This window comes from Bradyrhizobium sp. USDA 4501 (assembly GCF_054062115.1).
This window is the reverse complement of the sequence record NZ_JBSSEX010000001.1, coordinates 699,856-724,940: the sequence shown is the minus strand read 5'-3', so window position 1 is coordinate 724,940 and position 25,085 is coordinate 699,856. Positions and strand designations below refer to the sequence as shown.

The 25,085-nt window shown below is 65.3% G+C and carries 26 protein-coding genes; 17 read left to right on the top strand and 9 right to left on the bottom strand.

Annotated elements, in window-relative coordinates; all coding sequences use genetic code 11:
- Positions 1–1,110 carry a Zn-dependent alcohol dehydrogenase gene (locus ACVWZM_RS03440; protein WP_076833361.1) on the top strand — a complete coding sequence of 370 codons (1,110 nt, stop codon included), beginning with the start codon at positions 1–3 and terminating at the stop codon, positions 1,108–1,110.
- Between the two features lie 6 nt (positions 1,111–1,116).
- Here ACVWZM_RS03440 and ACVWZM_RS03435 read toward each other — a convergent pair whose 3' ends face one another.
- Both ACVWZM_RS03435 and ACVWZM_RS03430 read right to left on the bottom strand, forming a co-directional pair.
- Positions 1,117–1,875, bottom strand: coding sequence for a GntR family transcriptional regulator (locus tag ACVWZM_RS03435; protein WP_229189929.1), 759 nt, complete (start codon positions 1,873–1,875; stop codon positions 1,117–1,119).
- 106 nt (positions 1,876–1,981) lie between these two features.
- Positions 1,982–3,394: an MFS transporter gene (locus ACVWZM_RS03430; RefSeq protein ID WP_456815909.1), complete on the bottom strand. Its 1,413-nt coding sequence runs from the start codon at positions 3,392–3,394 to the stop codon at positions 1,982–1,984.
- A gap of 363 nt (positions 3,395–3,757) precedes the next feature.
- Here ACVWZM_RS03430 and ACVWZM_RS03425 point away from each other — a divergent pair, with 363 nt between their 5' ends.
- From ACVWZM_RS03425 to ACVWZM_RS03410, 4 genes are all read left to right on the top strand, one after another.
- Positions 3,758–4,165 (top strand): hypothetical protein, encoded by a 408-nt coding sequence (locus tag ACVWZM_RS03425; protein ID WP_076833366.1) that lies wholly within the window; start codon positions 3,758–3,760, stop codon positions 4,163–4,165.
- A 148-nt stretch (positions 4,166–4,313) separates the two neighbouring features.
- Positions 4,314–5,093, top strand: a complete 780-nt coding sequence (locus ACVWZM_RS03420) for an NYN domain-containing protein (protein ID WP_057020277.1) — start codon at positions 4,314–4,316, stop codon at positions 5,091–5,093.
- 214 nt (positions 5,094–5,307) lie between these two features.
- Complete coding sequence (locus ACVWZM_RS03415) at positions 5,308–5,697, top strand: DUF1236 domain-containing protein (protein ID WP_016842369.1); 390 nt, start codon at positions 5,308–5,310, stop codon at positions 5,695–5,697.
- A gap of 202 nt (positions 5,698–5,899) precedes the next feature.
- Entirely contained in the window at positions 5,900–6,961 is a 1,062-nt protein-coding gene (locus ACVWZM_RS03410; protein WP_456851867.1) for a ketopantoate reductase family protein, read from the top strand.
- A 156-nt stretch (positions 6,962–7,117) separates the two neighbouring features.
- On the opposite strand, the gene ACVWZM_RS03405 is transcribed toward ACVWZM_RS03410, so the two are convergent.
- On the bottom strand, positions 7,118–7,720 hold the full coding sequence (locus ACVWZM_RS03405) for a thiamine pyrophosphate-dependent enzyme (protein WP_456851865.1): 603 nt from the start codon (positions 7,718–7,720) through the stop codon (positions 7,118–7,120).
- 8 nt (positions 7,721–7,728) lie between these two features.
- Positions 7,729–8,280: a thiamine pyrophosphate-binding protein gene (locus ACVWZM_RS03400; protein ID WP_050405122.1), complete on the bottom strand. Its 552-nt coding sequence runs from the start codon at positions 8,278–8,280 to the stop codon at positions 7,729–7,731.
- Between the two features lie 170 nt (positions 8,281–8,450).
- Between ACVWZM_RS03400 and ACVWZM_RS03395 the strand changes: the two genes are divergently transcribed.
- The 4 genes from ACVWZM_RS03395 (at position 8,451) to ACVWZM_RS03380 (ending at position 11,816) form a co-directional block, all read left to right on the top strand.
- The gene (locus ACVWZM_RS03395; RefSeq protein ID WP_456851863.1) at positions 8,451–8,972 is read left to right on the top strand and encodes a Bug family tripartite tricarboxylate transporter substrate binding protein; all 522 of its coding nucleotides are present in this window, start codon (positions 8,451–8,453) and stop codon (positions 8,970–8,972) included.
- Positions 8,973–8,986: 14 nt separating this feature from the next.
- The gene (locus tag ACVWZM_RS03390) at positions 8,987–9,883 is read left to right on the top strand and encodes an amidohydrolase family protein (RefSeq protein ID WP_253640250.1); all 897 of its coding nucleotides are present in this window, start codon (positions 8,987–8,989) and stop codon (positions 9,881–9,883) included.
- A gap of 15 nt (positions 9,884–9,898) precedes the next feature.
- On the top strand, positions 9,899–10,948 hold the full coding sequence (locus ACVWZM_RS03385) for a hydroxyacid dehydrogenase (RefSeq protein WP_253640249.1): 1,050 nt from the start codon (positions 9,899–9,901) through the stop codon (positions 10,946–10,948).
- A gap of 655 nt (positions 10,949–11,603) precedes the next feature.
- Positions 11,604–11,816, top strand: a complete 213-nt coding sequence (locus tag ACVWZM_RS03380) for a hypothetical protein (protein WP_028345217.1) — start codon at positions 11,604–11,606, stop codon at positions 11,814–11,816.
- Positions 11,817–12,057: 241 nt separating this feature from the next.
- Here the strand turns inward: ACVWZM_RS03380 and ilvD are convergent, their stop codons facing one another.
- On the bottom strand, positions 12,058–13,902 hold the full coding sequence (gene ilvD / locus ACVWZM_RS03375; protein WP_076833416.1) for a dihydroxy-acid dehydratase: 1,845 nt from the start codon (positions 13,900–13,902) through the stop codon (positions 12,058–12,060).
- Positions 13,903–14,119: 217 nt separating this feature from the next.
- Between ilvD and ACVWZM_RS03370 the strand changes: the two genes are divergently transcribed.
- The 3 genes from ACVWZM_RS03370 to ACVWZM_RS03360 are packed head-to-tail and all read left to right on the top strand — an operon-like array spanning position 14,120 to position 16,125.
- Positions 14,120–14,677 carry a carboxymuconolactone decarboxylase family protein gene (locus ACVWZM_RS03370; RefSeq protein ID WP_057020285.1) on the top strand — a complete coding sequence of 186 codons (558 nt, stop codon included), beginning with the start codon at positions 14,120–14,122 and terminating at the stop codon, positions 14,675–14,677.
- 4 nt (positions 14,678–14,681) lie between these two features.
- On the top strand, positions 14,682–15,545 hold the full coding sequence (locus ACVWZM_RS03365; protein ID WP_057020286.1) for an SDR family NAD(P)-dependent oxidoreductase: 864 nt from the start codon (positions 14,682–14,684) through the stop codon (positions 15,543–15,545).
- A 16-nt stretch (positions 15,546–15,561) separates the two neighbouring features.
- Entirely contained in the window at positions 15,562–16,125 is a 564-nt protein-coding gene (locus ACVWZM_RS03360; protein WP_076833421.1) for a VOC family protein, read from the top strand.
- Between the two features lie 289 nt (positions 16,126–16,414).
- Here ACVWZM_RS03360 and ACVWZM_RS03355 read toward each other — a convergent pair whose 3' ends face one another.
- The 3 genes from ACVWZM_RS03355 to ACVWZM_RS03345 all read right to left on the bottom strand — a co-directional run bounded on the left by ACVWZM_RS03355 (position 16,415) and on the right by ACVWZM_RS03345 (position 17,888).
- Positions 16,415–16,507: a DUF6471 domain-containing protein gene (locus tag ACVWZM_RS03355; RefSeq protein ID WP_229159983.1), complete on the bottom strand. Its 93-nt coding sequence runs from the start codon at positions 16,505–16,507 to the stop codon at positions 16,415–16,417.
- A complete protein-coding gene (locus ACVWZM_RS03350; RefSeq protein ID WP_456851861.1) occupies positions 16,504–16,797 on the bottom strand; it encodes a hypothetical protein in 294 nt (97 codons plus the stop codon). The genes ACVWZM_RS03355 and ACVWZM_RS03350 overlap by 4 nt, the downstream gene beginning before the upstream one ends.
- Before the next feature lie 95 nt (positions 16,798–16,892).
- Positions 16,893–17,888, bottom strand: a complete 996-nt coding sequence (locus tag ACVWZM_RS03345) for a LysR family transcriptional regulator (protein ID WP_076833425.1) — start codon at positions 17,886–17,888, stop codon at positions 16,893–16,895.
- A gap of 91 nt (positions 17,889–17,979) precedes the next feature.
- Here ACVWZM_RS03345 and ACVWZM_RS03340 point away from each other — a divergent pair, with 91 nt between their 5' ends.
- A complete protein-coding gene (locus ACVWZM_RS03340; protein WP_225163682.1) occupies positions 17,980–19,005 on the top strand; it encodes an ABC transporter permease in 1,026 nt (341 codons plus the stop codon).
- A gap of 79 nt (positions 19,006–19,084) precedes the next feature.
- The gene (locus ACVWZM_RS03335) at positions 19,085–20,110 is read left to right on the top strand and encodes a sugar ABC transporter substrate-binding protein (RefSeq protein ID WP_076833596.1); all 1,026 of its coding nucleotides are present in this window, start codon (positions 19,085–19,087) and stop codon (positions 20,108–20,110) included.
- Positions 20,111–20,157: 47 nt separating this feature from the next.
- Here the strand turns inward: ACVWZM_RS03335 and ACVWZM_RS03330 are convergent, their stop codons facing one another.
- A complete protein-coding gene (locus ACVWZM_RS03330; protein WP_456851859.1) occupies positions 20,158–20,319 on the bottom strand; it encodes a hypothetical protein in 162 nt (53 codons plus the stop codon).
- Between the two features lie 86 nt (positions 20,320–20,405).
- On the opposite strand from ACVWZM_RS03330, the gene ACVWZM_RS03325 reads away from it, so the two are divergent.
- The 3 genes from ACVWZM_RS03325 to ACVWZM_RS03315 are packed head-to-tail and all read left to right on the top strand — an operon-like array spanning position 20,406 to position 25,017.
- Positions 20,406–22,349 (top strand): ABC transporter permease, encoded by a 1,944-nt coding sequence (locus ACVWZM_RS03325; protein WP_456851857.1) that lies wholly within the window; start codon positions 20,406–20,408, stop codon positions 22,347–22,349.
- Positions 22,349–23,470 (top strand): SMP-30/gluconolactonase/LRE family protein, encoded by a 1,122-nt coding sequence (locus ACVWZM_RS03320; RefSeq protein ID WP_141340875.1) that lies wholly within the window; start codon positions 22,349–22,351, stop codon positions 23,468–23,470. The genes ACVWZM_RS03325 and ACVWZM_RS03320 overlap by 1 nt, the downstream gene beginning before the upstream one ends.
- An 11-nt stretch (positions 23,471–23,481) precedes the next feature.
- Positions 23,482–25,017, top strand: a complete 1,536-nt coding sequence (locus ACVWZM_RS03315) for a sugar ABC transporter ATP-binding protein (protein ID WP_076833429.1) — start codon at positions 23,482–23,484, stop codon at positions 25,015–25,017.
- Positions 25,018–25,085 lie beyond the last annotated feature (68 nt).

Below are 25,085 nucleotides of genomic sequence, written 5' to 3'. Positions count from 1 at the left end.
ATGACCCTGACCTGTCGCGCGGCGGTGCTGCATCAAAGCGGAACGCCGCTTTCCGTCGAGCGCGTATCGCTTGCGCCGCCCATGCCGACCGACGTCGTGGTGAAGGTGCGTGCCGCGGGGCTCTGCCACACCGATCTCGAAGTCATCGACGGATCGTTGCGCTATCCCTTGCCGATGATCCTCGGGCACGAGGCGGCAGGCATCGTCGAGGAAATCGGCAGCGCGGTGCGGGACATCAGCGTCGGCGATCACGTCATCTTGTCCTGGAATCCGCATTGCGGGCACTGCTTTCACTGCGACCGCGCGCAGCCGATCCTGTGCGAGACCTACCTCGCGCGGGGTGCGGAAGGCGTGCATTTCGACGGCGCATCGAAGGCGCAGCTCGCGGACGGACGCAAGCTGACGCAGCTGATGTTCCTCGGCGCGTTCTCGGAATATGTCGTGCTGCCGGCCCAGCAGGCGATCGTCGTGCCGAACGACATCCCGTTCGACCGCGCGTGCCTGATCGGCTGCGGCGTCATGACCGGCGTCGGCGCCGCGCTCAACGTCGCCGCCATCGGTCACGGCGATACCGTGATGGTCACCGGCTGCGGCGCGGTCGGGCTGGCAGCGGTGCAGGGCGCCCGGCTTGCCGGCGCAGGTGCTGTCATCGCGGTCGACCTCGATGATGCAAAGCTGGCGCTGGCGCGGCAGCTCGGCGCCACGCACGTCGTCAACGCGGCCCGCGAGGACCCGGTCCAGTTCGCAAAGCAGGCGACGGGCGGCCGCGGCGCCGACGTCATCCTTGAAGCGGCGGGCCATCCCAACGCGTTTCGGCAGACCGCGGAGGCGGTGCGGCCGGGCGGCGAGGTGATCTGGCTCGGCAAGATCGACGTCACGCAGGACGTGAGTTTTCGCTGGGGCGCGTTGATGGGCGAGAAGCGATTTCGCCGCTCGAGCTATGGCGGCGCGCGGCCACGGCGCGACTTTCCCTTTCTGGCGCAGGCCTATCTGGACGGCCGGCTCAAGCTCGACGAACTGATCACAGGCCGCTGCAGCCTCGACAGCATCAATGACGGCTTCGAGGCGCTGCGGCGCGGACGTTCGATCCGCACGGTCGTCGAGCTCTGAGAGCCGTTACAGCGTCGAACGTGCAAAACTCTCGATGTAGTCGATCAGGCTGTCGGACGCCGCGCCCGCGGCGTCGACGCGGCGCTCGGCGACGGCCTCGGCGACGTCGGCATGCAGCCGCGCCGCCAGCGGCAGATCGGCCGCTTCCTTGTAATGCTGGTACCAGAACCGGCGCGACAGGCCATGCATCAGGCCCATGGCGCGGGAGGCGAACTCGTTGCGCGACGCCGCGGAGATCAGGGTGTTGAACTGGTGATCGAGCCGCATGAACAGCAGGTCGTCGGATTTCTCCGCCGCGCGCCGCATGCCGGCGGCGATCTCCGAGAACTGCATGCGCTGCTCGCTGGTGGCGCGCTCGGCGGCGCCGCGCGCCATCAGCCGTTCCAGCTCGCGCCGGACTTCGAGCAGGCGCAGCTGGGCCCTGAGGTCGATCTCGGACACCAGCACGCCGCGGCGGGCCAGGATGTTGACGAGGCCGTCGCGCGACAGGCGCTGCAAGGCCTCGCGGATCGGGGTTCGGCCGATGTTGAGCCGTTTGGCGAGCACGAGCTCGGAGAGCGCGGTGCCCGGCGGCAGTTGCAGCGTCACGATCAGCTCTTCCAGCTCGGCATAGGCGCGATCGGTGAGCGTGACGTCGCTTTGCGGGAGCGGGGCCGGCGCGGAACCGCGCGGCTTGTCGCCGGCGGCGGACGATTGCCGTGCCGGCCGGCGGCTTCCTGCTGTGCGCACGCGCACCGTGCTGGATCGTTTGCTCGAATTTACCATCAGGATCGTGAGTGCTGCTGTACAGCAGATATCTCACACGCCCGATGGCAATGACAAGGCCGGTCGATCGGCGCCGCGCTGAACCGGACGGCGCGCCGCGAGCCCATCAGTGCGAAATGCTTTCCAGCGTCCGGCCGCGGGTTTCCTCGCCGAGCAACAGCACCGCAAGCGCCGCCACCACGAACGCGCCGGCGCCGAGCGCAAACACGCCGCCTTGTCCGGCCGCCGGCAGGATCACGCCGATCACATAGGGGCCGATCAGCGAACCGATTCGGCCGACCGCGGAGGCAAAGCCCGTTCCGGTGGCGCGGACATGGGTCGGGTACAGTTCGGGCGTATAGGCGTAGAGCGCCGACCACATGCCGAACAGGAAGAATTGCATGCAGAGGCCGGCAATGATGAGCTGGGTCTGGTCCGCCGCCGAGCCGTAGAAATGGCAGGCGATCGCGCCGCAGAGCAGGTTCATCACCAGCGTCGCCTTGCGGCCCCAGGATTCGACGAGCCACGCCGAGACCAGGAAGCCGGGGATCCCCGCGAGCGAGATCAGGATGGTGTAGAACACCGATTTGGTGATCGGGAAGCCCTTGGCCTGCAGCAGCGCGCCGAGCCACGTGGTCAGGCCGTAGAAGCCGAGCAGCGCGAAGAACCACAGGGTCCACAACATCGTGGTCCGCTTGGCATAGATGCCCGAAAACAGCGTTCTCAGGCCGGTCACTTCGGACGCGGGGGCGGCCACCTGGCGCACCACCGGCGGCAGCTCCTTGCCGCCGAGACGGTCGCGGACCCTGGATTCGATGTCGCGCACGGTCGCTTCGGCCCGCTCCGAATAACCGTGGGACGCAAGCCAGCGCGGCGATTCCGGAACGAAGCGGCGCACCACCAGCACGAACACGGCCGGGATTGCCTGCAGGATGAAGACCCAGCGCCAGTCGGCGACCTGCAGCACGAAGTAGGTCAACAAGCCCGACGCGATGAAGCCGAGCGGCCAGAATCCTTCGAGGAACGCGATGTAGCGGCCGCGGTTGCGCGCCGGCATGATCTCCGAGACCATCGACTGCGCGACCGGAAACTCCATGCCCATGCCGAAGCCGAGCAGCAGGCGGGATGCACCGAGCGCGGTCGCCGTGGTGGACAGACCGCAGCACAGGCTGCCCAGTCCCCAGAAGACCATGCTGACCTGGAAGACGCGGGCGCGGCCGAAACGGTCGGCGAGCAGGCCGGCGGACGCGGCGCCCGCGAACATGCCGAGGAAGCTCATGCTGGACAGCAGCCCGGTTTCCGCCGTCGACAGGCCGAAGGTCTGGCGGATCGAACCGAGCACGAAGGTGAGCGCGGCCAGATCCATGCTGTCGAAGAACCACGCGGTCGCGATGATTCCGAAGATCCAGCGCTGATAGGAGGTGAGCGGCAGGCGTTCGAGCCGCGCCGCGATATCGGCGACCTGCTGCGCCTGCGCGGTTCGCGCAACGGCGGCCGGAGCCCGGCTTCCGGCTGCCGCGGTGACGTCGGAAATGGTCATTGCTGCCTCCCCAAGTGGACATTGATTGGCTCTTGTCGGCCCTTTTAATAAAATGTCACACAGATAGCAGTGATATGTCAATTGCTGATCACGCACAAACTGGCGGCGCGAACCGGGCTGCCGCACCGGACGGGCCGCGGACACATCGGCGCGTAGCGCGGTCCTCCCGTGATCCGGCCGACCATCCTTGTCGCGTCGAGCATCCTGTGAAGCGGCATCAAGAGCCGGTTAACGGCATCCGAGAAATCGGGGGCTAACGGATAATCCGGCTTTAATGGGGAGCCGACTAAACGTCACGTAGTTGCAAGGTGCCGGATGCCTGGAGGTATCCGATGTTGCGTCGGGCGGAGGCGTTTTCCCCATATGTCAGTTCAGGCCGATCTGGATTTTGCGAGCGACGATCGCGCGAGGGCGCAGATCGGCGCGGCGGTGAACTATCTGCTCAGGGACGCGACCGGCGTCGCGCGTGAGCATGCCGTCGAGACCATTGTCGAGATGGTGCGCGACATCGCAAGCCGGCCGCTCACTGTCGAAGCGGCATCGATTCAGCCGCTGATGAGCGGTGTCGCCTATCGGGATTTTGTCATCGATGCCTACCGGCGCGATGTGGATCGCTGGCGCGCGACCATCCGCCGTTCAAACGGCAAGAAGATCCGGATCGCTTCGCCGCCGTCGGTGCGCGACGAGGCGACGACCACAGCGGACGCGATCACCGCCGAGAAGGCCATCGAGTTCGCCAGGCGGGCGATCGACTTGGGCGAGGTGATCTGACCTCGCTGCCTCAAGGCTGGCATCGCCGCGACGTCTTGGCGATGCCGCCTATGCTTGGGACGCGCGATGTGCTCCGATACGGCAGCTGCGCCGGTTCCGCAGCTGTCTGCGGAATTGTCCATTCATCCTGTCCCAGCCGAGAAATGCCATGCCTTCCGAACTCCGTTCGCCTCGTCTGGCCGTCCTGATCGACGCCGACAACGCATCTGCAAAGATCGCCGATGGGCTGTTCGAGGAGATCGCCAAGATCGGCGAGGCCAGCGTGCGCCGGATCTACGGCGACTTCTCCAATCCCAGGTCCAAGGGCTGGGCCGACATCCTGTCGAAGCACGCCATTATCCCGCAGCAGCAATTCGCCTATACGACCGGGAAGAATGCATCCGACATCACCTTGGTGATCGACGCCATGGACCTGCTGCACAGCGGCCGGTTCGATGGCTTTTGCCTGGTGTCGTCGGACAGCGATTTCACCCGGCTTGCCGCCCGCATCCGCGAGCACGGCATCGACGTGTTCGGGTTCGGCGAGCAGAAGACGCCGGAGAGTTTTCGGCAGGCCTGCCGCCGGTTCGTCTATACCGAGAATCTGCGCGGCGGCGCGCCGAGCAATCAGGATGCCGCCGTGCGGGCGCAGCCGTTGCAGCCGCCGGAGGCTGCCACGCCGATCATCAAGAAGGTCATCAGCCAGATGGCGAGCGAAGACGGCTGGGTCACGCTTGGCGAGGTCGGACGGCAGCTGGCTAATTTCGCGTCGGATTTCGATCAGAGGACCTACGGCTTCCGCACCCTCGGCGAACTGGTGCGCAGGACCAACGCTTTCGAGATCGAGTCGAAAGGCGGGACGATGCGAATTCGCATCAAGCCAGCGGCTGCACCGCCGCCAAGACGGCGAGCTCCGAGACGGCGAGCCGATCAAAAATCGCCGGAATGAACGGCGCGCAGTGCGGTCTGTTCTGCACGATCTCTGAATCTGAACCCAGGATGAATGCTGCTTCGAAGGTTGTTTGGAGCAGCATTTTCGTTCGTGCCGGAATCAAGCGAATTGCGCGCGGAACTGGCGTTGCGCGGGTTGCAGCGTTGGAACTGGAACGTTCTCGTTGCTTGCGATGTTGAGGGGGCATCGATCAATTCGGAGGAGGAGAATCATGAACAAGCGTTTTGCTGTGTCCCTTGTCGCTGCTGCGTCGCTGCTCGCGTCCGGCTCGGCCTTCGCGCAGTCCACGACTGCGGCGGGTGCCGCGAACGGCGCGCGGGCTGGCGGCGAAATCGCGGGGCCTGTCGGCGAGATCGTCGGCGGCACGGTGGGTGCCGCGGTCGGCGCCGGCCTCGAGATTCCGAATGCGGTGATCACGTCGATCCCGCGCAACGAGCCGTCGGTGGTGGTGCGTGAACGCGTCGTCGTCGGCGAGCCGCTACCCGACACCGTCGTGCTGCGCCCGGTGCCGCGCTACACCGAGTATCGCTATGCGGTCGTCAATGATCGCCGCGTGATCGTGGAGCCGCGCACCCGCCGGATCGTCAAGATCATCGACTGATCGCGTCGAGACGTCTGACTACGAAAATCCTCGCGGGCCCATCGCCCGCGGGGATTTTCCTGAGTCCCATGAATACTGGTATGGCACAGGCCCGCTTTTTTCATGAAGCGACCGGTTGGCCTGACGCCGCGATCCCCTAGACTGATCCGCAACGGATGGACGCAGCCAGCGTTCGTCTCAATCAAGAACAGGGGATGGAAGCATGGCTCGGAAGATCGCGATCGTCGGCGCGGGCGCTGTCGGCGGCTACGCCGGTGCGCATATGGTGCAGGCGGGGGAGGACGTCACCTTCATCGATCCCTGGCCCGCGCATGTCGAGCACATGCGCAAGCACGGCCTGCGCGTCACGCACGCGATGGACGTCGCGGAATTCTCGGTGCCGGTGCGCGCGCTTGATGTCACCGACGCGCAGCAGCTGGTGAAAGAGAAACCGGTCGACATCGCCTTCGTCTGCATGAAGTCCTACGACACCGCCTGGGCCACCATGCTGATCCGGCAATATCTGGCGGCGGACGGTTACGTCGTCTCGCTGCAGAACTGTATGAACGAGGAGACCATCGCCGGCATCGTCGGCTGGGGCAAGACGCTCGGCTGCATCGCGAGCAGCATCACCGTCAATTTGCCGGAGCCGGGCCATATCCACCGCGGCGCCGGCAAGGGCGGGGCCGCCCACACCGTGTTTCGCACCGGCGAGGTGCATGGCCGGATCACCGCGCGGGCGGAGGAAGTCTGCCGCCTGGTCGGTTATTCCGACAGCGCCAAGGTCACCTCCAATCTCTGGGGCGAGCGCTGGTCCAAGCTCGTCGCCAACGTGATGGGCAACGGGCTCTCGGCCTGCACGGGTCTGGCGGGCGGCGAGGTGCTGCAAAGCGAACCGCTGCGCCGCTTCTCGACCCGGCTCGGCAGCGAGGCGATCCGCGTCGGCCAGGCGCAGGGTTTTCAGCTGGAGGAGATCCTGCATCTGCCGCCCGAGACCATCGCCCGCGCCGGCGAGGGCGACGAGGCCGCAACGCGCGCCTGCGACGAGCAGCGCTTCAAGGATGCCAAGCGCACCTCATCGGCGCAGCGTCCCTCGATGGGCCAGGACATGCAGAAGGGCCGCCGCACCGAGATCGAATTCCTCAACGGGCTCGTGGTCAGCGAAGGCGAGAAGCTCGGCATCGCGTGCAACGCCAATGCCGCGCTGACCGACATCGTCAAGCGCGTCGAACGCGGCGAGCTCGCGCCGGATCCGCGGCACATCACGGAGCTGAGGTTGAATTGAGTGGCCACAGCCGTCATTGCGAGCGCAGCGAAGCAATCCATCCAGCCGCATGCGCGGATGCATGGATTGCTTCGTCGCTTCAGCGCAAGATTGCTCTGCAATTTTGTCGCGAGCTCCTCGCAATGACGGATGCGTCGGTCGCAGGCGCCTTCTTATCTAGAGCAGCTGCCTCACCCCCATCCCATGCATAAACCGCTCGCGGATCTGCACGGGGTCGCGGCGGGTGGTGCCGGTGCCGGGCTTGTCGTCGATGCGGACGCCGATCAAGGTTGGGCCGGAGGCCTGTTTCGACTGCTCGATCAGTCGCTCGAAATCGTCCTCGTCGGCGGCCCATGAGCTGCTCGCGATGCCGCTGGCGATTGCGACCTGAACGATATCGGTATGGCCGGCGGCCGGCGTCGGCTGCGCGCCCGTGATCTGGTAGATACCGTTGTCCATCACCACCATGGTGAGATTCTTCGGCGCCAGTGTCGCGATGGTCGAGAGGCAGCCGAGCTGCATCAGCAGCGAGCCGTCGCCTTCGAGTGCGAATACGCGCCGCTTCGGCTGCGCCAGCGCGACGCCGAGCGCGATCGGGAAGGCGAGGCCCATGCTGCCCAGCATGTAGAAATTCTGCGGGCGGTGGCCGGCGGCCCAGAGGTCGAAATTGGTGTTGCCGATGCCGCCGATCACGGCCTCGTCCTTCAGCCCGGCGACGAGGCGCTGGGTGAGCTCGAAGCGGTTCATCACCTTGGTGTTGCGCGCGGGGGTGCTGGTCATGGCTGATCTCACTTGTCGAAGGTCTTGCCGCCGGTCAGCAACGGCGAGAGGATCAGTGCCACCGGCGCCTGGGTGGTGACGGCCTGCTTGATCGAGCGGTCGGCAATGAATTCGAGCTCGTCGAGCCGGGTGATGGTGTGATGCTCCATGGCGAGCGAATCCAGCACCGGGCGCATGGTGCGGCAGACCAGCGCCTGGCCGTAGTTGAACTCGCCGAGTGTGCCGCGCTCGGAGACGAACATGATCAACGGGATCTGGTAGGGCACCGCGAGCGAGGCCAGCACATTGGCCAGCGTGGCAAAGCCCGAGGTCTGCATCAGCACCGCGCCGCGCGTGCCCGCCATCCAGGCACCGGAAACGATGCCGACCGCTTCTTCCTCGCGCGCGGTCGGAAATGTCGTGAAGTAGGGATCGGCGTGCAGGTCCTTGATCAGCGTGGTCAGCACCCGGTCGGGCACGTAGGGCACGAGCTTGATCTCGTTCCGCTTCAGCGTCTGCAGCACGATGCCGTGCCAGGTGGTCGCCGTCTTCTGGGACGAGGCTTGTTCCGCGGCCGCCATCCTGTTCTCCCTGCTCGTGCGACGCTGGTGGCCGCTTGCCGCACGAAACTTGACGCGGTGCCTGCGATTGTCAACATGTCGCGGCCGCAACGCGATCTGCGGAATTCGGCCATCGCAGCGCCGGACCAACGTGCGATACAGGCGTAACGAAAAAGGGACGGGAGGCGTCGATGGCCGGATGGGTCTGGCGGACCGCCATTGCGGCAGCGGCCATTTTTGTGGCCGGGCTTGCGTCCGCGCAGCCGTTCCCGGCCAAGGCCGTTCATATTCTCGTTCCCTATCCGCCCGGCGGCGGCGTCGATGTGCTGACGCGGACGCTCGCCGAAGCGGTGTCGAAGAGCTGGACGCAGTCGATCGTGGTCGAGAACCGGCCCGGCGCCGGCGGGGTGATCGCCTCGCAGGCGATCGCGACCTCCGCGCCCGACGGTTACAATCTGATCATGGTGGCGAGCGGCCACGCCACCAATCCGTTCCTTTATCCAAAGCTGCCCTACGACACCTTCAAGGATTTCTCGCCGATCTCGTTCTTGGCGTCGTCGCCGAACGTGCTGCTGGTGCGCGCGGATTCGCCGTTCACGAGCGGCTCGGCAAGCTCGGTGCGATCCCGATCGGCTCCACGCCGGACAAGTTCGCCGCCAAGATCAAGGCCGACTACGACAAGTGGGGGCCGATCATCAAGGCCGCCGGCATGAAGGCGGAATAGAACATGGCTGCGTCGGAAATTCCCGCCTGCCTGCCGCCGCGTCCGGTGACGCCGCCAAGGGACAAGCTGCCGCCGAAGGCCTGCGATACGCATGCGCATGTGTTCGGCCCGGCTGACCGCTTCCCCTATGCCGGCGATCGCAGCTACACGCCGCCGGACGCGCCGCTCGCGACCTATCTCGGCATGCTCGATACACTCGGTTTCGCCCGCGGCGTGCTGGTGCAGGGCAGCGCGCACGGCCACGACAATTCGGCGATGCTGGATGCGTTGCAGCGTGAGCCCGCGCGGCTGCGCGGCGTCGCGGTGGCCGATGCCGATGTGGCGGCAGGCACGCTGCGGCAATGGCATGTGCTCGGCGTCCGCGGCCTGCGCTTCAACCATTTCTTCCGCGGCGGGCAGTTGCACTATCGCGGCGGCATTCCCTTGAACGTTGCCGAGACGCATGCGGGCGTGATGGCCGAACTCGGCTGGCATCTGCAGCTCTGGATCGACGTGAAGGATTTGCCTGACACGATCCCGACGCTGAAGACGCTCGGCTTGCCGGTCGTGGTCGATCACATGGGCCGCACCGATGCTGCCGCCGGCATCAACACCGCGGGCTTTCAGAGCCTGCTGCGTGCGGTGGACGAAGGCTGGTGCTGGGCCAAGCTCTCGGGCGCGCATCGCCTGAGCCGGCGGGCCCCTGATTATCCCGATGCGCGGCCGTTCCACGAGGCGCTGGTGTCGACCAATCCTGAAAGGCTGGTGTGGGGCGGCGACTGGCCGCATCCGCGGGTCGAAGGCGAAATGCCCGACGCTGGCCATCTGCTGACGCTGTTCCAGGACTGGACGCCGGACGCGGCGACCCGGCACCGTATCCTCGTCGACAATCCCGCACGACTCTATGGCTTCCCAAACTGAAAGCTGCTCGAAGACATGACCGTCAACAACAAGCGCGTGTTCTACGTCAAATACCTCGCCCACGAGATCTACGTCGATATCCTGAAGAAGCGGCCGGACGTCAGGCTTGATCGTCTCGAGAACGAGACGCCGGAGGCGACGTTCGCGCCTGTTCTCGCCGACGCGCACGCCTATCAGATCGGCGCGGCGCGCGATGAGCTGGCGCCGCATTTCCATGCCCATGCCGAGCTTTTGAAGCGTGCGCCGAATCTTCTGATCGTGTCGTCGAATGGTGCCGGCTTCGATCCCGTCGATGTCGATGCCTGCACCGCGGCGGGCGTGCTGGTCGTCAACCAGTCCGGCGGCAACGCCAATTCGGTCGCCGAACACGCGCTCGGCATGATGCTGACGCTGTCGAAGCGGATCATCCAGTCCGACCGCAGGCTGCGGCGCGAGGCCAATGTCAACCGCAACGACCTGATCGGCAACGAGCTGAAGGAGAAGACCGTCGGCATCGTCGGTCTCGGCAATGTCGGCCGCCGCATCGCCGAGCTGTGCAGGGGCCTCCTGCACATGAAGGTGATCGCCTACGATCCCTATCTCACGGCGGATGAGATGGCAAAGCGGGGCGGGGAGAAGGTCGAGCTCGACGATCTCCTGCGTCGCGCGGACTTTGTTTCGATCTCGTGTCCGCTGGACAAGAACAGCCGCGGCATGATCGGCGCGCGCCAGTTCGCGCTGATGCAGCCGCACGCCTATTTCGTCACCACCGCGCGCGGCTTCATCCACGACGAGAAGGCGCTGGAGGAAGCGCTGCGTGAAAAGCGAATCGCGGGTGCAGGCCTCGACGTCTGGGACAAGGAGCCGCCGCCGCCGGATCATCCGCTGCTGCAGTTCGACAATGTGCTGGCGAGCCCGCACACCGCCGGCGTCACCCGCGAGGCGCGCATCAACATGGGCCGGATCGCGGCCGAGCAGATCCTCGATGCCCTCGACGGCAAGCGCCCGCCGCGCATCATCAATCCCGAGGTGTGGTCGGTCTACGCAAGACGGTTCGAGAAGGCGTTCGGGTTCATGCCGGGATAGGGTCGGGCCTTCCCCAGCGGGGCCGCGGCTGCGCGCGGCCAAAATATCGAAAACAACCCCATGCAAAGGAGCCGGCGGCTGCCGGCGTTCGAGCAGGCAGCTTGACGCGTCGGGCAACTCAGGGGTACATTTCCAATATTCAGAAATCGTGCAGCGCCAGGCCTTGCGGGGGAGATCTACCGCAAGGGCAGAGGGGAACGGTTCCGCCGGTGTGTCCCTCACGCAAAACGGCCAGCCGTGCGAGTGCTGTTGCGCGCGCCAAAACACCGGAGAAAATCTCCTTCGTCGTAGTCTCGATCGGGGCAATAAATCCACTGCCGGACGACCGCCTCGCAACGCGTCCGTTGTTATTTTCCCTGAGATATCGACGACTTAGCCTGAAATCGCCATTTTCCGTCGGTGCCCGTCCATTCCGGGCACGGAAGGAAGAGGTTCATGCGACAGGTCCAGTCATTGCTCCGCAACGCGCCCGCCAGGATCGGCCGCCGTCTTGCGCAGATCGTCGCGATCGCTGCCGCCAGCCTGCCGCAGGCCGGCGCGTAGCTTTCCCCGCTGCGAACGGTCGCACGCGTATCAGCCGAATTAACTCACTACCCTTTCGTGTTAGTGCTAGCGTGGTACCCCCGGGCTCTGCCGGTGCAGCAGGGAGGGTTCCATGTCACGCTTCGTCGTTCATTTCATGAAGGACGTGCTCGGCGGCAATGGCCGCGAGCGCGAGGTTTGCCAGGGCGCGCTTGAGATCGACGCCTCGAGCGAGGGCCAGGCCACCGAGATGGCCAAGGTCAAGTTTTGCCAGGAACAATCGCTGTGCGACTGGTCACTGCATGCCGACCGCATCCGGATCGAGGCGGCCGACTTGCACGCCTGAACCAGATGGACCGCGTGTGGCGGCATCCGACCTCTCCCTGTGGGAGTTTGGGGCGCGATCCAATGGTGTCGTCATTGCGAGGAGCTCGCGACAAAATTGCAGAGCAATTTTGCGCTGAAGCGTGGAAGCAATCCATGGTTCCGCATGTGCGGACAGATGGATTGCTTCGCTGCGCTCGCAATGACACAGAAGAAGCCAACTCGCTCTTGCGAAGTGAACGGCCGAGTTCAGCTCGCCCCGATCACTCCGGCAGGATGCGAACCGCGCCCTTGGCCGCGCTGCTGGCGAACGCCGCATAGGCCTTCAGCGCGGTTGAGACGGCGCGCTTGCGTGGCGCTGCCGGCTTCCAGGCCGCGTTGCCCCTGGCTTCCATCGCTGCGCGACGGCGCTTCAGCTCGGCATCGTCGACCTTGAGGTTGACCTTGCGGTTCGGGATGTCGAACTCGATGATATCGCCTTCCTCGACGAGGCCGATCAGGCCGCCTTCGGCGGCTTCCGGCGAGACGTGGCCGATCGACAGGCCCGACGATCCGCCCGAGAAGCGGCCGTCGGTGATCAGCGCACAGGCCTTTCCGAGGCCTTTCGACTTCAGATAGCTGGTCGGGTACAGCATCTCCTGCATGCCCGGGCCGCCGCGCGGTCCCTCATAGCGGATCAGCACGACGTCGCCGGCCTTCACCTTGTTGCCAAGGATGGCTTCGACCGATGCGTCCTGGCTCTCGAAGATGCGGGCGGGACCTGAGAACTTCAGAATGCTCTCGTCGACGCCGGCGGTCTTCACGATGCAGCCGTCTTCCGCAAGATTGCCGAACAGCACGGCGAGGCCGCCGTCCTTGGAATAGGCGTGCGCGGCGTCGCGGATGCAGCCCTTGGCGCGGTCGAGATCGACCTCGTCGAAGCGGCGGTCCTGGCTGAACGCCTCCTGGGTCGGCACGCCGCCCGGCGCGGCGCAATAGAAGTTGCGTACCTTGTCGCTTGTGGTCCGCACGACGTCCCAGCGGTTCAGCGCATCGTCCAGCGTTGCTGCATGCACGGTCGGCCCGTCGGTCGTGAGCAGCTTGGCGCGGTCGAGCTCGCCCAGGATCGCCATGATGCCGCCGGCGTGATGCACGTCCTCCATGTGGACGTCCTGCACCGAGGGCGCGACCTTGCAGAGCACCGGCACCTTGCGTGACAGGCGGTCGATATCGGTCATCGTGAACGGCACTTCGCCCTCGCGCGCGGCGGCGAGCAGATGCAGCACGGTGTTGGTCGAGCCGCCCATCGCGATATCGAGCGTCATCGCGTTCTCGAACGACTTGAAGTTCGCGATGTTGCGCGGCAGCACCCTGGCGTCGTCCTGCTCGTAGTAGCGGCGGGCGAGGTCGACGATCAGATGGCCGGCCTCGACGAACAGGCTCTTGCGGTCGGCGTGGGTCGCCAGCACCGAGCCGTTGCCGGGCAGCGCGAGGCCGAGCGCCTCGGTCAGGCAGTTCATCGAGTTCGCGGTGAACATGCCGGAGCAGGAGCCGCAGGTCGGGCAGGCCGAGCGCTCGATCACCGCGACGTCCTCGTCCGACACGTTGGAGTCGGCGGCCGCGACCATCGCGTCGATCAGATCGACCGCGCGCTTCTTGCCCTTGAGCACGATCTTGCCCGACTCCATCGGTCCGCCCGAGACGAACACGGTCGGGATGTTGAGCCGCAGCGTCGCCATCAGCATGCCGGGCGTGATCTTGTCGCAGTTGGAGATGCAGACCATCGCGTCGGCGCAATGCGCGTTGACCATGTATTCGACGCTGTCGGCGATCAATTCGCGCGAGGGCAGGCTGTACAGCATGCCGTCATGCCCCATCGCGATGCCGTCATCGACCGCAATGGTGTTGAACTCTTTTGCCACCCCGCCGGCCTTCTCGATCTCGCGCGCGACCAGTTGGCCGAGATTCTGCAAATGGACGTGGCCGGGCACGAACTGGGTGAAGGAATTGACCACCGCGATGATCGGCTTGCCGAAGTCCTCGTTCTTCATGCCGGTGGCGCGCCAGAGGCCGCGTGCACCCGCCATGTTGCGGCCGTGGGTGGTGGTGCGGGAGCGATAGGCGGGCATCGTAAATCCTTCTCAAATCCTTGGGCTAAGGCGATTTTTTAGGGGAGTTGGCGCTCCTTATGCCTGCCCGTGGATGCGGATTCAAGCGCGGAACCGCATGGCAGAACCCCGCAATTCGGTCAATGTCGCGCGGGCGGCTTGATCTCGGTCGGCCCGGCGCATTAGCTGGGAGTACCGACAGCAAGAACAACGAACAAGCAAAAAGGGAGAGACACGCGTGGCAAGGCTGCCCCTGATTGATCCGGAGACGACGAGCGGAGAGATCCGCGCCTCATTCGACCGCATGCCGGTCAAGCTCAACATCTTCCGCATGATGGCCCATGCCGAGGCCAATATGATCCCGGCGATGCGGCTCGCCAATTCGATCCTGCACAAGCAGAAGCTGTCGGCGGTCAACCGCGAGCTCTTGATCCTGCAGGCCGCGCAGCTCGAGGGCGGCGCCTATGAATGGCGGCAACATGTGCCGATCGCGCTCGGTGTCGGCGTCACCCAGGCGCAGATCGATGCCGTCGAGCGTGGCGAATACGACGATGCTGCACTCAACGCAGCCGAGCGTGCGCTGCTTCGCTTCGGCCGCGAGGTGGTCGAGAAGGTCCGCGTCGGCGATGCGGCCTTTGCCACGGTGCGCGAGCATTTCAGCGATCAGGAGATCGTCGAGACGATCGTCGCGCTCGGCTTCTACATGATGATGGCGCGGCTGACCGAGGCGACCGAGACCGATCTCGATCCGGCCGCCGGCATGGCCGTGTTCGAAGGCGGCAAGAAGCGGGATTGACGAGATGTCGGAGATTTCGCAAGAGGCCAATAAAGACACGAAGCCGGAGCGCTATGTCAGTCCGCTCAGCGCGGAATCGGCCGGCACCGCGCCGGGCAGGGGGCGGCTCAACGGCCGCCGCATCCTCGTGGTCGGCGGCGGCCAGCGGGTGTTCGATGCCGCCACCGATCCGATCGGCAACGGCCGCGCCATGAGCCTGCTGTTCGCACGCGAGGGCGCGCATGTCGCGGTCGCCGACCTCAACCGCGCCTCGGCCGAGGACACGGTTGCGCGCATCGCTGCTGACGGCGGCCGCGCTTTCGCGATCGCCGCCGATGTCACCAAGGAAGCCGACGTCATCAGGATGATCGACGAGGCGCATCGCACGATGGGCGGGCTCGACGGCATGGTGCTGAACATCGGTACCTTCGGCAAGACCGGGCTCGACAATGTCAGCGCGGAGGAATGGAACAGGATCTACGACGTCAATGTCCGCGGCCCGATGCTGTGCTGCCGCGCGGCCTTGCCGAAATTCGAAGACGGCGGCTCGATCGTGTTCATTTCCTCGATCGCGGCGCTGAAGGCGGGATCGCAGATGGCGGTCTATGATTCCTCCAAGGCCGCGCTCGGCGGCCTGATGCGCAACATCGCACACACGGGCGCGCGGCGCGGCATCCGCGCCAATCTGGTCTATCCCGGGCTGGTCGACACCCCGAACGGCCGCGAGGCCGGCGCGGGCCGGCCGTCGCGCGGCAAGGGGCATATCCCGTTCGGCCGTCAGGCGACGGCGTGGGAGATCGCCTATGCCGTGCTGTTCTTCATGTCGGATGAAAGCGTCTATGTCACCGCGCAGACGCTCGCGGTCGACAGCGGGCTCAGCGGTTTGTGAGCGGCGGGGAGGGCGCATGAGCGCATTGTTCGGCAAGGTCTGTCAGAACGGCTACGTCGTTCGCGACATCGATGCGGCGCTGAAGTTCTGGACCGAGACACTGCGGGTCGGGCCATTCTTCCTGATCCCCTCGGTCAAGGTCGATTGGTTCCGCTACCGCGGCGTGGACTCCGCGGTCGAGATGTCGATCGCGCTGGCCAATTCCGGCGATCTGCAGATCGAGCTGATCCAACAGCGCAACGACGCGCCGTCGATGTATCTGGATTTTCTGGCGCGCCACGGCGAGGGCCTGCAGCACATGTCGTACTGGAGCACGGACTACCAGTTGCTCTATGACCGCGCCGTCGCGGCAGGCTTCACGGTCGGTCATGAAGGCCAGATCGGCGGCCCCAGGGGACGCTTCGCCTATTTCGACACCGCCGGCCATGCCGGCACCGTGATCGAGATCTCAGACATCTCGGGATCGAAGGGGCGGTTCTTCGAGACGATCAGGACCGTGGCCGCGACCTGGGACGGCTCGGACCCGATCCGCGTGGTGGGCCGACGCGGTATTATGGCGCAAACGCCACAAGGGTTATGAGGACGAGCACGGCAGTACTGAAAGCTGCAATGCCAAGGCAAATGCGTGCCGGGACAGAATGGGATTCGAAACGTGGCAGTTCAGGCATTGCGCGCTCCACTTGCGTTGCTTGGGGCGAGGCGGGAGCGCGGTGACTGACAGCGATCTCGTCACCGATAGATGCCGAAAGGCCGTGCGGTGATAGAGACAAAGCTGCGCTCTATTTCGTGCGAGCGCCAGCAATATGTTTCTCCCCGATCACGGAACGATCTGAAAACGCCTCAAGGCACTAAGTTGCCGGTTATTGCGGTCAAATCTCCTCCAGCACTACCTGCTCAAGCTCTAGTGCCGCGACGCATGCAAGGAAGAAGATCGCCGTAAACGATCCACGTTTCAGCTTCATGGTTCCACCCGGTATCTGAACAGCCTCGGCGGCCAAACGGAATGCAAGTTAACGAATTTGAATTCATCGCCAGCGGCGAGTTTTCGGATCCATTGCGCAAAGGCGGCAAAACCCTCTGGTTCTATTGCAATTTGGTCTATCTCGATTTCATACAGGTCTGCCGTGAAAGCGGCTTTTGCTGGCGGAGGGTCGATAATCCCAATACGCACGGCTACTTTGTCGCCGACGCCGCTCCGGCATACAATCAAAAGACTTAAGAGCGTTGCGGCCGAAGCCGCGCGCCGCCACACGGCGCTTCTCCTAGCTCACGGTACCCTCCCGGAATCTAGGAACCGGAGTTTCGGTAGGCTTGTGGCGTTTGCGCCATAATACCGGGCGGACGCGGCTATTCGGCGGCGAGGCTGGCCGGAAGCGGGATGCCGACCCTGGGGCGCGCTTTCACTGCGCGGCGATTCTTCTTGCTGAAGCGGCTGCCGGCCAGCAGCGCCGCGGCGGCGCGCAACTGCTCGCGCAGCCATTGATTGGTGGTGTCGTCCTCGGCGGTGGCGTGCCAGTAGAGATAATTGACGTGCGGACTGATCGGAAACGGGCAGGGGAAGCACTGCAGCAGCCCGGGATCTTCCAGCACGGAGGCGGCGCTCTCCGAGGCGGTCAGCAGCATGTTGCTGCGGCTCACGACGTGGCAGGCGGTTGCGAAATTCTGACAGGTCAGGCGAACAGTGCGGGTCAGGCCGAGGCGCTGGAGCTGAAAATCCTCGAATGACAGGCCGCTGCGCCGCGACGTCACGCAGACATGCTCCATGCGCAAATAAGCCTTCTTGTCGAGCCGGGTGCCGAGCTCGGGATGGCCGCGCCGCGCGAACACCGCGATATGCTCCGTCAGGATCTGCTCGCGCCGCACCTCCGCCGACAGAGGCAACAGCGTATCGATCGCGACGTCGAGGGTGCCGGCGGCAAGCTCGCGCTCGAGATTGTTGCGCTCGCTGCGCACGGTGGCGATCTCGACCAGCGGCGCCACCGTGCTGATGCGGTTGATCAGCGCGCTCAGCATCGGTGCCTCGAGATTGTTGCGCAGCCCGATCACGAACCGCTTCGGCGTCTGCGCCGGATCGAACCGGTGGGTGTGGGTCAGCGTCGTCTCGAGGCCGTTGAGCGCCTGGCGCACCGTGGTGATGATCTGCCGAGCCAGCGGGGTCGGCGTCATCACGTGGTTGCGGCGCACGAACAGCGGATCGTTGAACATCGCGCGCAGCCGGCTGAGCGCATGGCTTACCGCGGGCTGCGTCAGGTTGAGGCGGAAGCAGGCGCGGCTGACGCCGCCCTCGGAATAGATCGCGTCGAACACGACGAACAGGTTCAGATCGACGTCGCGTACATGCATGGAAATGATCAATCCGTATCCGCCGAATGCATTTGACGAATACTAATCGGCACTCTTAAAGTCTCAAGCAAAATAATACCTGGAGGAAACGATGAGCGTGCAATCGCCATCGCGCGGCGTTGCTGTCCCTGCGGCATCATCTCGCCTGGGCGCAATGTTTGCGAAACCGAGCCAGGAGCAGATCGTGCTCCTGATCACCATCGCGCTCCTGATCGTGTTCGGCCTGACGCTGAACGGCTTCGCCACCGTCTCCAATCTCCTGAATTTGTTGCGGAGTATTTCCATCCTCGGCGTGCTCGGCCTCGGCATGGGTCTGATCGTGATCAGCCGCGGCATCGACCTCTCCGAGGTCGCGATCATGGCGGGTTCCTGGGCGATCGCGCTGATCTACATGCAGAACGGCATGCCTGTTTTCACGGCAGTGCTGCTAGCGCTGGCGGTCGCGGTGCTGATCGGCGTCGTCAACGGCGTGATGGTCGCCTTCGTCGAGGCGCCGGCGCTGTTCGTGACGCTGGCTGCCGGTTTCGTGATCTATGGCCTCGCCTTCTGGATCGCGCCGGCCTGGGTGGTCTATGCGCCGAAGGATGCGCCGGGCCTGATGTATCTCGGCGCCGGACGGCTGTTCGGCATCCCGGTTCCGATCCTGGTGTTCGCGGCCTGTGCAATCGCAATGCATTTGTTCCTGTCGCGCACCTCGATCGGCCGCTTCATCTATTCGCAGGGCGACAATCCGGAGGCCGCGCGGCTGACCGGCGTCGCGCTGCGGCCGCTGATCGTGCTCGAGCACGTGCTGGTTGCGCTGCTCGCCTGGATTGCGGGCCTGGTCTGGGTCGGCACCACGGGCAGCATGCAGATGGCGATCACCCAGGGCACCATGATCTTCGACGTCGTGCTCGTCGTCGTGATCGGCGGCATCAGCCTGATCGGCGGCCGCGGCAGCGTGTTCAGCGTCGTGGTCGGCTGCATCCTGATCGGCACGCTGCTCAACGCCTTCACCATCATGGACGTCAACAGCGAGGTGCAGAACATCATCAAGGGCGTGGTGCTGCTGGCCGCCATCGTGCTCGACAACTGGCTGCACCCCCGCGACGAGGAGACCGCGCGGCAAGGGGACTAGGACATGAAGACTGGGCGCGTCCCTCGCGCCAATCAAAGCGATTCCAAATCAATCAAAAGAATTTTGTGTGGAGGAGACGATGAAGACGACCAAGTTCTGGACGATCCTGCTCGCCGGGGTGGCGCTTGCCGCGATGCCGTTCGCGGCGTCGGCGCAGGATGAAGGTACCAAGGCCGGGCGCGAGCTGCGCGCAGCGTACGACAAGTCGCTGCAGGGCAAGACCGTCGCCTATCTGCCGATCGCACTCGGCGTGCCGCTGTCCGACGAATGGGGCCGCGTCGTGCAGGAAGAGGCGGAGTGGCGCGGCATGAAATACATCGTGCGCGACCCCAACAACAACCCGTCGGCCATGCAGCAGGCGCTGACCGCGCTGGTCGACCAGAAGCCCGACGTCCTGATCGTGCAGAATCCGAGCGTGACGCTGTTGATGAAGGACCTGAAGCGCGCCGAAAGCCAGGGTACGCATGTGATCCAGGTCAACATGGCCTCGAACTACAAGTCCGGCGCCTTTGTCGGCGTCGACTGGCGCGAGATCGGCAGGATGCTCGCCAACGAGGCGGTCAAGGCCTGCGGCACCGGCTCCGGCAAGTCGGGCAAGGTGCAGATCGTGCAGGGCGAACTGACCGCGGCGGCCAGCGTCGACCAGGTCGGCGCCATCATGGAGGTCCTGAACAAGGATCCCAACATCAAGGTGGTGTCGAACCAGGCCGCGAACTGGGACGCCAACACCGCGCTCAACATCACCGCCACCGTGATCCAGCAGCACCCCGATCTCTGCGCCTCGATCGGCTTCTGGGGCATCATGGAGTCGGGCGCCGCGCAGGCGATCCGCAATGCCGGCAAGATCGACGATGTAAAGGTGTTCGCCTCGGGCGAGGGCTCGCAGCTCGATTGCGACCAGGTCAACTCCGGGAATTTCAGCAAATTCCTCAGCTACAAGGCGACCGAGCAGGGTCACGATCTGATGTTCGCAGCCGAGACGCTGCTGATGTCCGGCGACAAGCCCGGCACCAAAAACCTGTCCTATTACACGCGGCCGATCTGGATCGATAAGACCAACGCCTCGCTCGGCGGCACCTGCTTCGCGCTACCCAAGAAAAACTAACAAGGCGCGAGACAGCCGGCGCGGGGGGCATTCCCGCGCCGGCTGTATCACAGGTCAGAATCCGGAAACGTTGAAACCGGATCAGGGAGTGCTTTGGCGATGTCGATGGCAGTTGATTCCTTTTCCGCATCGGTGCGGCGGTTCTCACCCCGGCTCCTGCTGTCGGAGCTGTTGCTGAAACAGTGGTTCGAGCCGGTCGTTCCGTTCACCGTGATGATCGGGCTGTGGGCCTATTTCGCGCTCACCATTCCCGACTACGCCTCGGTGCAGAACTCGGTGTCGCTGCTGCGGTTGTTTGCCGAATTCGGTTTCGTCGCGCTCGCGATGGGTTTTCTGCCTCGTCACCGGCGGCATCGACCTGTCGGTCGGCGCGATCTTCGCGCTGTGCAATTTCGCGGCGCTGTATTTCCTGCTGGTGCGCGAATGGCCGGTCGGCCTCGCGGTGCCGGCGACGCTGCTGGTCGGTGCGCTGCTCGGCAGCATCAACGGCTTTCTGATCGGCTTCCTGAAGACGCGGCCGTTCCTGACCACGCTGGTGACGCTGATCATCCTGCGCGCTTCGGTCAATCTGCTTAACACCAGCTACGCCCAGGTGTTCGCGACCAATTCGGTCGAGAGCGATGCCTGGGATTTCATCGGCGGCGGCAGCGTGCTCGGCATTCCCGTCAATGCGGCGACGCTGTTCGTGGTGCTGCTGATCTGCCACATCTTCCTGTCGCGCTCGCGCTATGGCTGGCATCTCACCGCGATCGGCGCCAGCCGCAAGGCGGCGCGTCATGCCGGCATCCGCGTCCGCCTGATGCTGTTCATGACCTATGTGCTGTCGGGCACGCTGTGTGCGGCGAGCGGCATCTTCTACGCCGCGCGCCAGGCCTCGACGGATTCCACCACGGGCGTGGGATGGGAATTCCAGGCGCTCACCGCCGTGGTGCTCGGCGGCGTGTCGCTGGCCGGCGGCAAGGGCACGGTGTGGCGGGCGATGATCGGCGCGCTGATCATCTTTCTTTTGATCAACGGCCTCGTGCGAATGGGCATCCCGGGCTATGTCACTTCGGCGGTGACCGGCATGATCCTGCTCGCGGCCGTCGGCATCGACGTCAAATGGTCGAAGAACCGCGGCAAGGCGATCCAGAAGATCTATGTCAATCCGGCCTTCGTGCCGCTCGCCTCGGCGCCTGCGGTGCAGCCCGGCGCGGCCTCGCCCTACGCGCAGAACGACCGGCTGATCAACGCGCAGGCGATCGGCGTCGACCAGGTCGAGGGGCCCGAGGACGTCATCCTCGACCGCCAGGGCCGGCTCTACGGCTCGACCCGCGACGGCAATGTAATCCGTTTCTCCGGGCCGAATTTCGAGACCCGCGAGGTGTTCGCCCATATCGGCGGCCGGCCGCTCGGCATGCAGTTCGATCGCGATGAGAATTTGATCGTCGCCGTCGCCGGCATGGGCGTCTACGGCGTCGCCCCCGACGGCCGCATCTTCAAGGTCACCGACGAGACCAATCGCACCTGGTACAAGCTGAATGACGATTCCCGCCTGCGCATGGCCGACGACCTCGACATCGCGCCCGACGGCAAGATCTATTTCAGCGATTGCACCACGCGCTACGAGATGACCACCAACACCCTCGACATCCTCGAGGGCCGGCCGAACGGCCGCGTGGTCTGCTACGACCCGGCGACCAGGACCACGCGCACGGTGATCAACCACTTCTATTTCCCGAACGGGATCTGCGTCTCGCATGACGGCAAGTCGATCCTGATCGCGTCGACCTCGCTGTGCAAGGTGTTCCGGCACTGGATCGACGGGCCGAACAAGGGCAAGACCGAGGTGCTGATGGACGAGCTGCCGGGCAACCCGGACAACATCAACCGCGCTTCCGACGGCACCTACTGGCTGGCGCTGGTCGGCATCCGCACGCCGACATTCGACCTTGCGGCGCGAAAGCCCGGCTTCCGCCTGCGCATGGTCAAGCAGGTGCCAACCGACGAGTGGCTGGCGCCGGCGCTCAACCATGGCTGCGTGCTGAAATTCAACGAGCAGGGCGAGGCGCTGGAATCCTGGTGGGACCCGACCGGCATCTCGCATTCGACGTTGACGTCGATGCGCGAGCACCAGGGCTATCTCTATCTCGGCGGGCTCGAGAACAACCGGATTGGCCGCATCAAGCTCGAGGGCGTCGACGACAGCTGGACCGGCTACGATGCCTATTGGGGCGCGAAAAGCAGGGTGACGACGTAATGGGATTTTTCGATCATCTGCTGCGCGACATCCGCAGCGTCATCGACCGCGACGGCGGCCAGAACGCGATCCCGCCGCTCGACGGTGCGCTGAGCCCGAACGACCGGCTCGACAGCGCCACCCCGATCGGCGAGCCGTTGCCCGGCGTCGACGACGTGATCGCCGCCGGCGACGGCGCGGTCTATGTCTCGGCCGGACGCCGGGTGCTGAAGCTCGGCGGCAATGACTTGTCGACACGTACGGTCGTCGCCGAGTTCGAGGATGATGCCGGCGGGCTCGCGTTGCATCCGGACGGCCGCCTGCTGGTCTGCGTCGCGGGCAGGGGCCTTGCCGCGATCGATCCGGCAAAGCCCGATCCGCGCTGGCTGGAGGCTGCCGGCGGCAGCGCGCTCACAGGGCTGCTGTCGGTGACGGCGGCGCCCGATGGCCGCATCTATGCCGTCGAAGGCAGTAGCGGTCGCCGTCCAGGCGAATGGCGGCACGATTTGATGGAGAAGCGCGCCAATGGCCGGCTCGTCAGCTGCGGCGCCGGGCTCGACAATCCGCAGGTGCTGCTGCGCGATCTGCCCTATCCCTATGGCGTGAGTGTTTCGGCCGACGGCAGCAGCCTGTGGCTCACCGAAAGCTGGGCGCATCGCCTCAGCCGGTTCGCGCTCGGCGGCAACGGGCTTGGTCCGCGCGAGACCGTCGCCGGCAACATGCCGGGCTATCCGGCGCGGCTGCATCCGGACGGCCACGGCGGCATGCTGCTCGGCATCTTCGCCCGCCGCACCCATCTGATCGAGTTCGTGCTCAAGGAAGACGATTTCCGCGAGGAGATGATGGCGACGATGCCGCCGGATTACTGGGTCGCGCCGGCGCTCGCCGGCGGCAGCGATTGCCTCGAGCCGATGCAGATCGGCAGCGTCAAGGCGCTCGGCATCCAGAAGCCGTGGGCGCCGCCGCGCTCCTATGGTCTGCTGGTGCATCTCGATGCCGAGGGCGATGCGACCGACGGCCTGCACAGCCGCGCCGGCGGCCGCTTCCACGGCGTCACCGCCGCCTGCGCCACGCCATCGGGCGTCGTGATCGCGGCGCGCGGCGCCGGACGCCTGCTGCGCCATACGGGAGAGCTGCGATGAATGACGGTGTGATGCAGGCGACCCCCGGCGCCAAGACGGCAGAGACCTCCGCAGTCCGCGAGCCGGTGCTGCGGATCACCAACGGCTCGAAGATCTATGGCGGCGTCCACGCCATCGAGGGCGTCAATTTCGACCTCTATCCCGGTGAGGTGCATGCGCTGGTCGGCGAGAACGGCGCCGGCAAATCGACGCTGTGCAAGGCGATCGCGGGCGCGATCCAGCTCACCTCCGGCGACTATCTGCTCGACGGCAAGCCGACCGGTTTCGAGCAGCCGCGCGACGCGCTCAATGCCGGCATCTGCATGGTCTATCAGGAGACCAGCCTGGTGCCGACCATGACCGCCGCGCAGAACATCGAGCTCGGCAACGAAAAGCTGCTGACCCGGTTCCGCACCCTGAACATCCAGGCCCAGCAGCTGTTGCAGTCGCTCAACTTCCACGTCGATCCGGCGACGCCGGTGGCGCTGCTCGGCACCGCCAAGAAGCAGATGGTGGAGATCGCGCGCGCGATCTACAACAAGGCGCGCATCATCATCTTCGACGAACCGACCGCATCGCTGACGCCGGAGGAGATCGTCCACTTCTTCCATCTGGTGCGCGACCTGCGCGCCCGCGGCGTCTCGATCATCTACATCTCGCATGCGCTGGAGGAGTCGCTGCAGATCGCCGACCGCATCACCGTGCTGCGCGACGGCAAGCTGGTGATCACGGCGCCGGCCAGGCAGCTGACGCGCGATGCGCTGGTGCAGCACATGGTCGGCCGCGAGGTGGCGCAGGCGGTCTATGGCGGCAAGGCGAAAACCCATCAACGCCGCGAGAAGGTGCTGACGGTCGAGAACGTCACCATGGGCATGGCGGTCAAGAACATGTCGTTCTCGGTCTATGCCGGCGAGGTGGTCGGCATCGCCGGCCTGATCGGCTCCGGCCGCACCGAGATCGCCAAGATCATCTACGGCGCACTGAAGCGCAATCTGGTCAATGGCGGCACCATCCGGCTGCGCGGCAAGCCGATCCGCTACCGCGTGCCGCGGCAGGCGATCAATGACGGCATCGCCTACATCACCGAGGACCGCAAGGCCAACGGCTTCTTCGAGACCATGGTGGTCGACGACAACGTCTATATCGGCAGCCTCGCCACCGGAAAGGGCTGGAGCTTCCTGCTGTCGCGCGCCCGGCGCAGCAAGCTCGCCAGCTACTGGGTCGATCGGCTGAAGATCAGCGCATTGCAGCGCAAGGCCAGGATCATCGAGCTGTCCGGCGGCAACCAGCAGAAGGTGGTGCTGGCCAAGACGCTGGTGCAGGACCCCTCGATCATCATCTTCGACGAGCCGACGCGCGGCGTCGACGTCGGCACCATCCCGCACATCCACGGCGAAATCCGCCGCCTCGCCGACGAGGGCAAGGCGGTGGTGGTGATCTCGTCCTACCTGCCGGAGATCCTCGCGGTGTCCGACCGCATCCTGGTCGCGCGCACCGGCCGCATCGTCGCCGAGTTCGACGCGGCGGACGCGACGCAGGACAAGATCCTGTACGCCGCGGTGCATTGACGGCGCGCGGCGCGGCCTGTCGTCGGCGTAGGGCGGATTAGCGCAGCGCAATCCGCCGTCTTGCCACG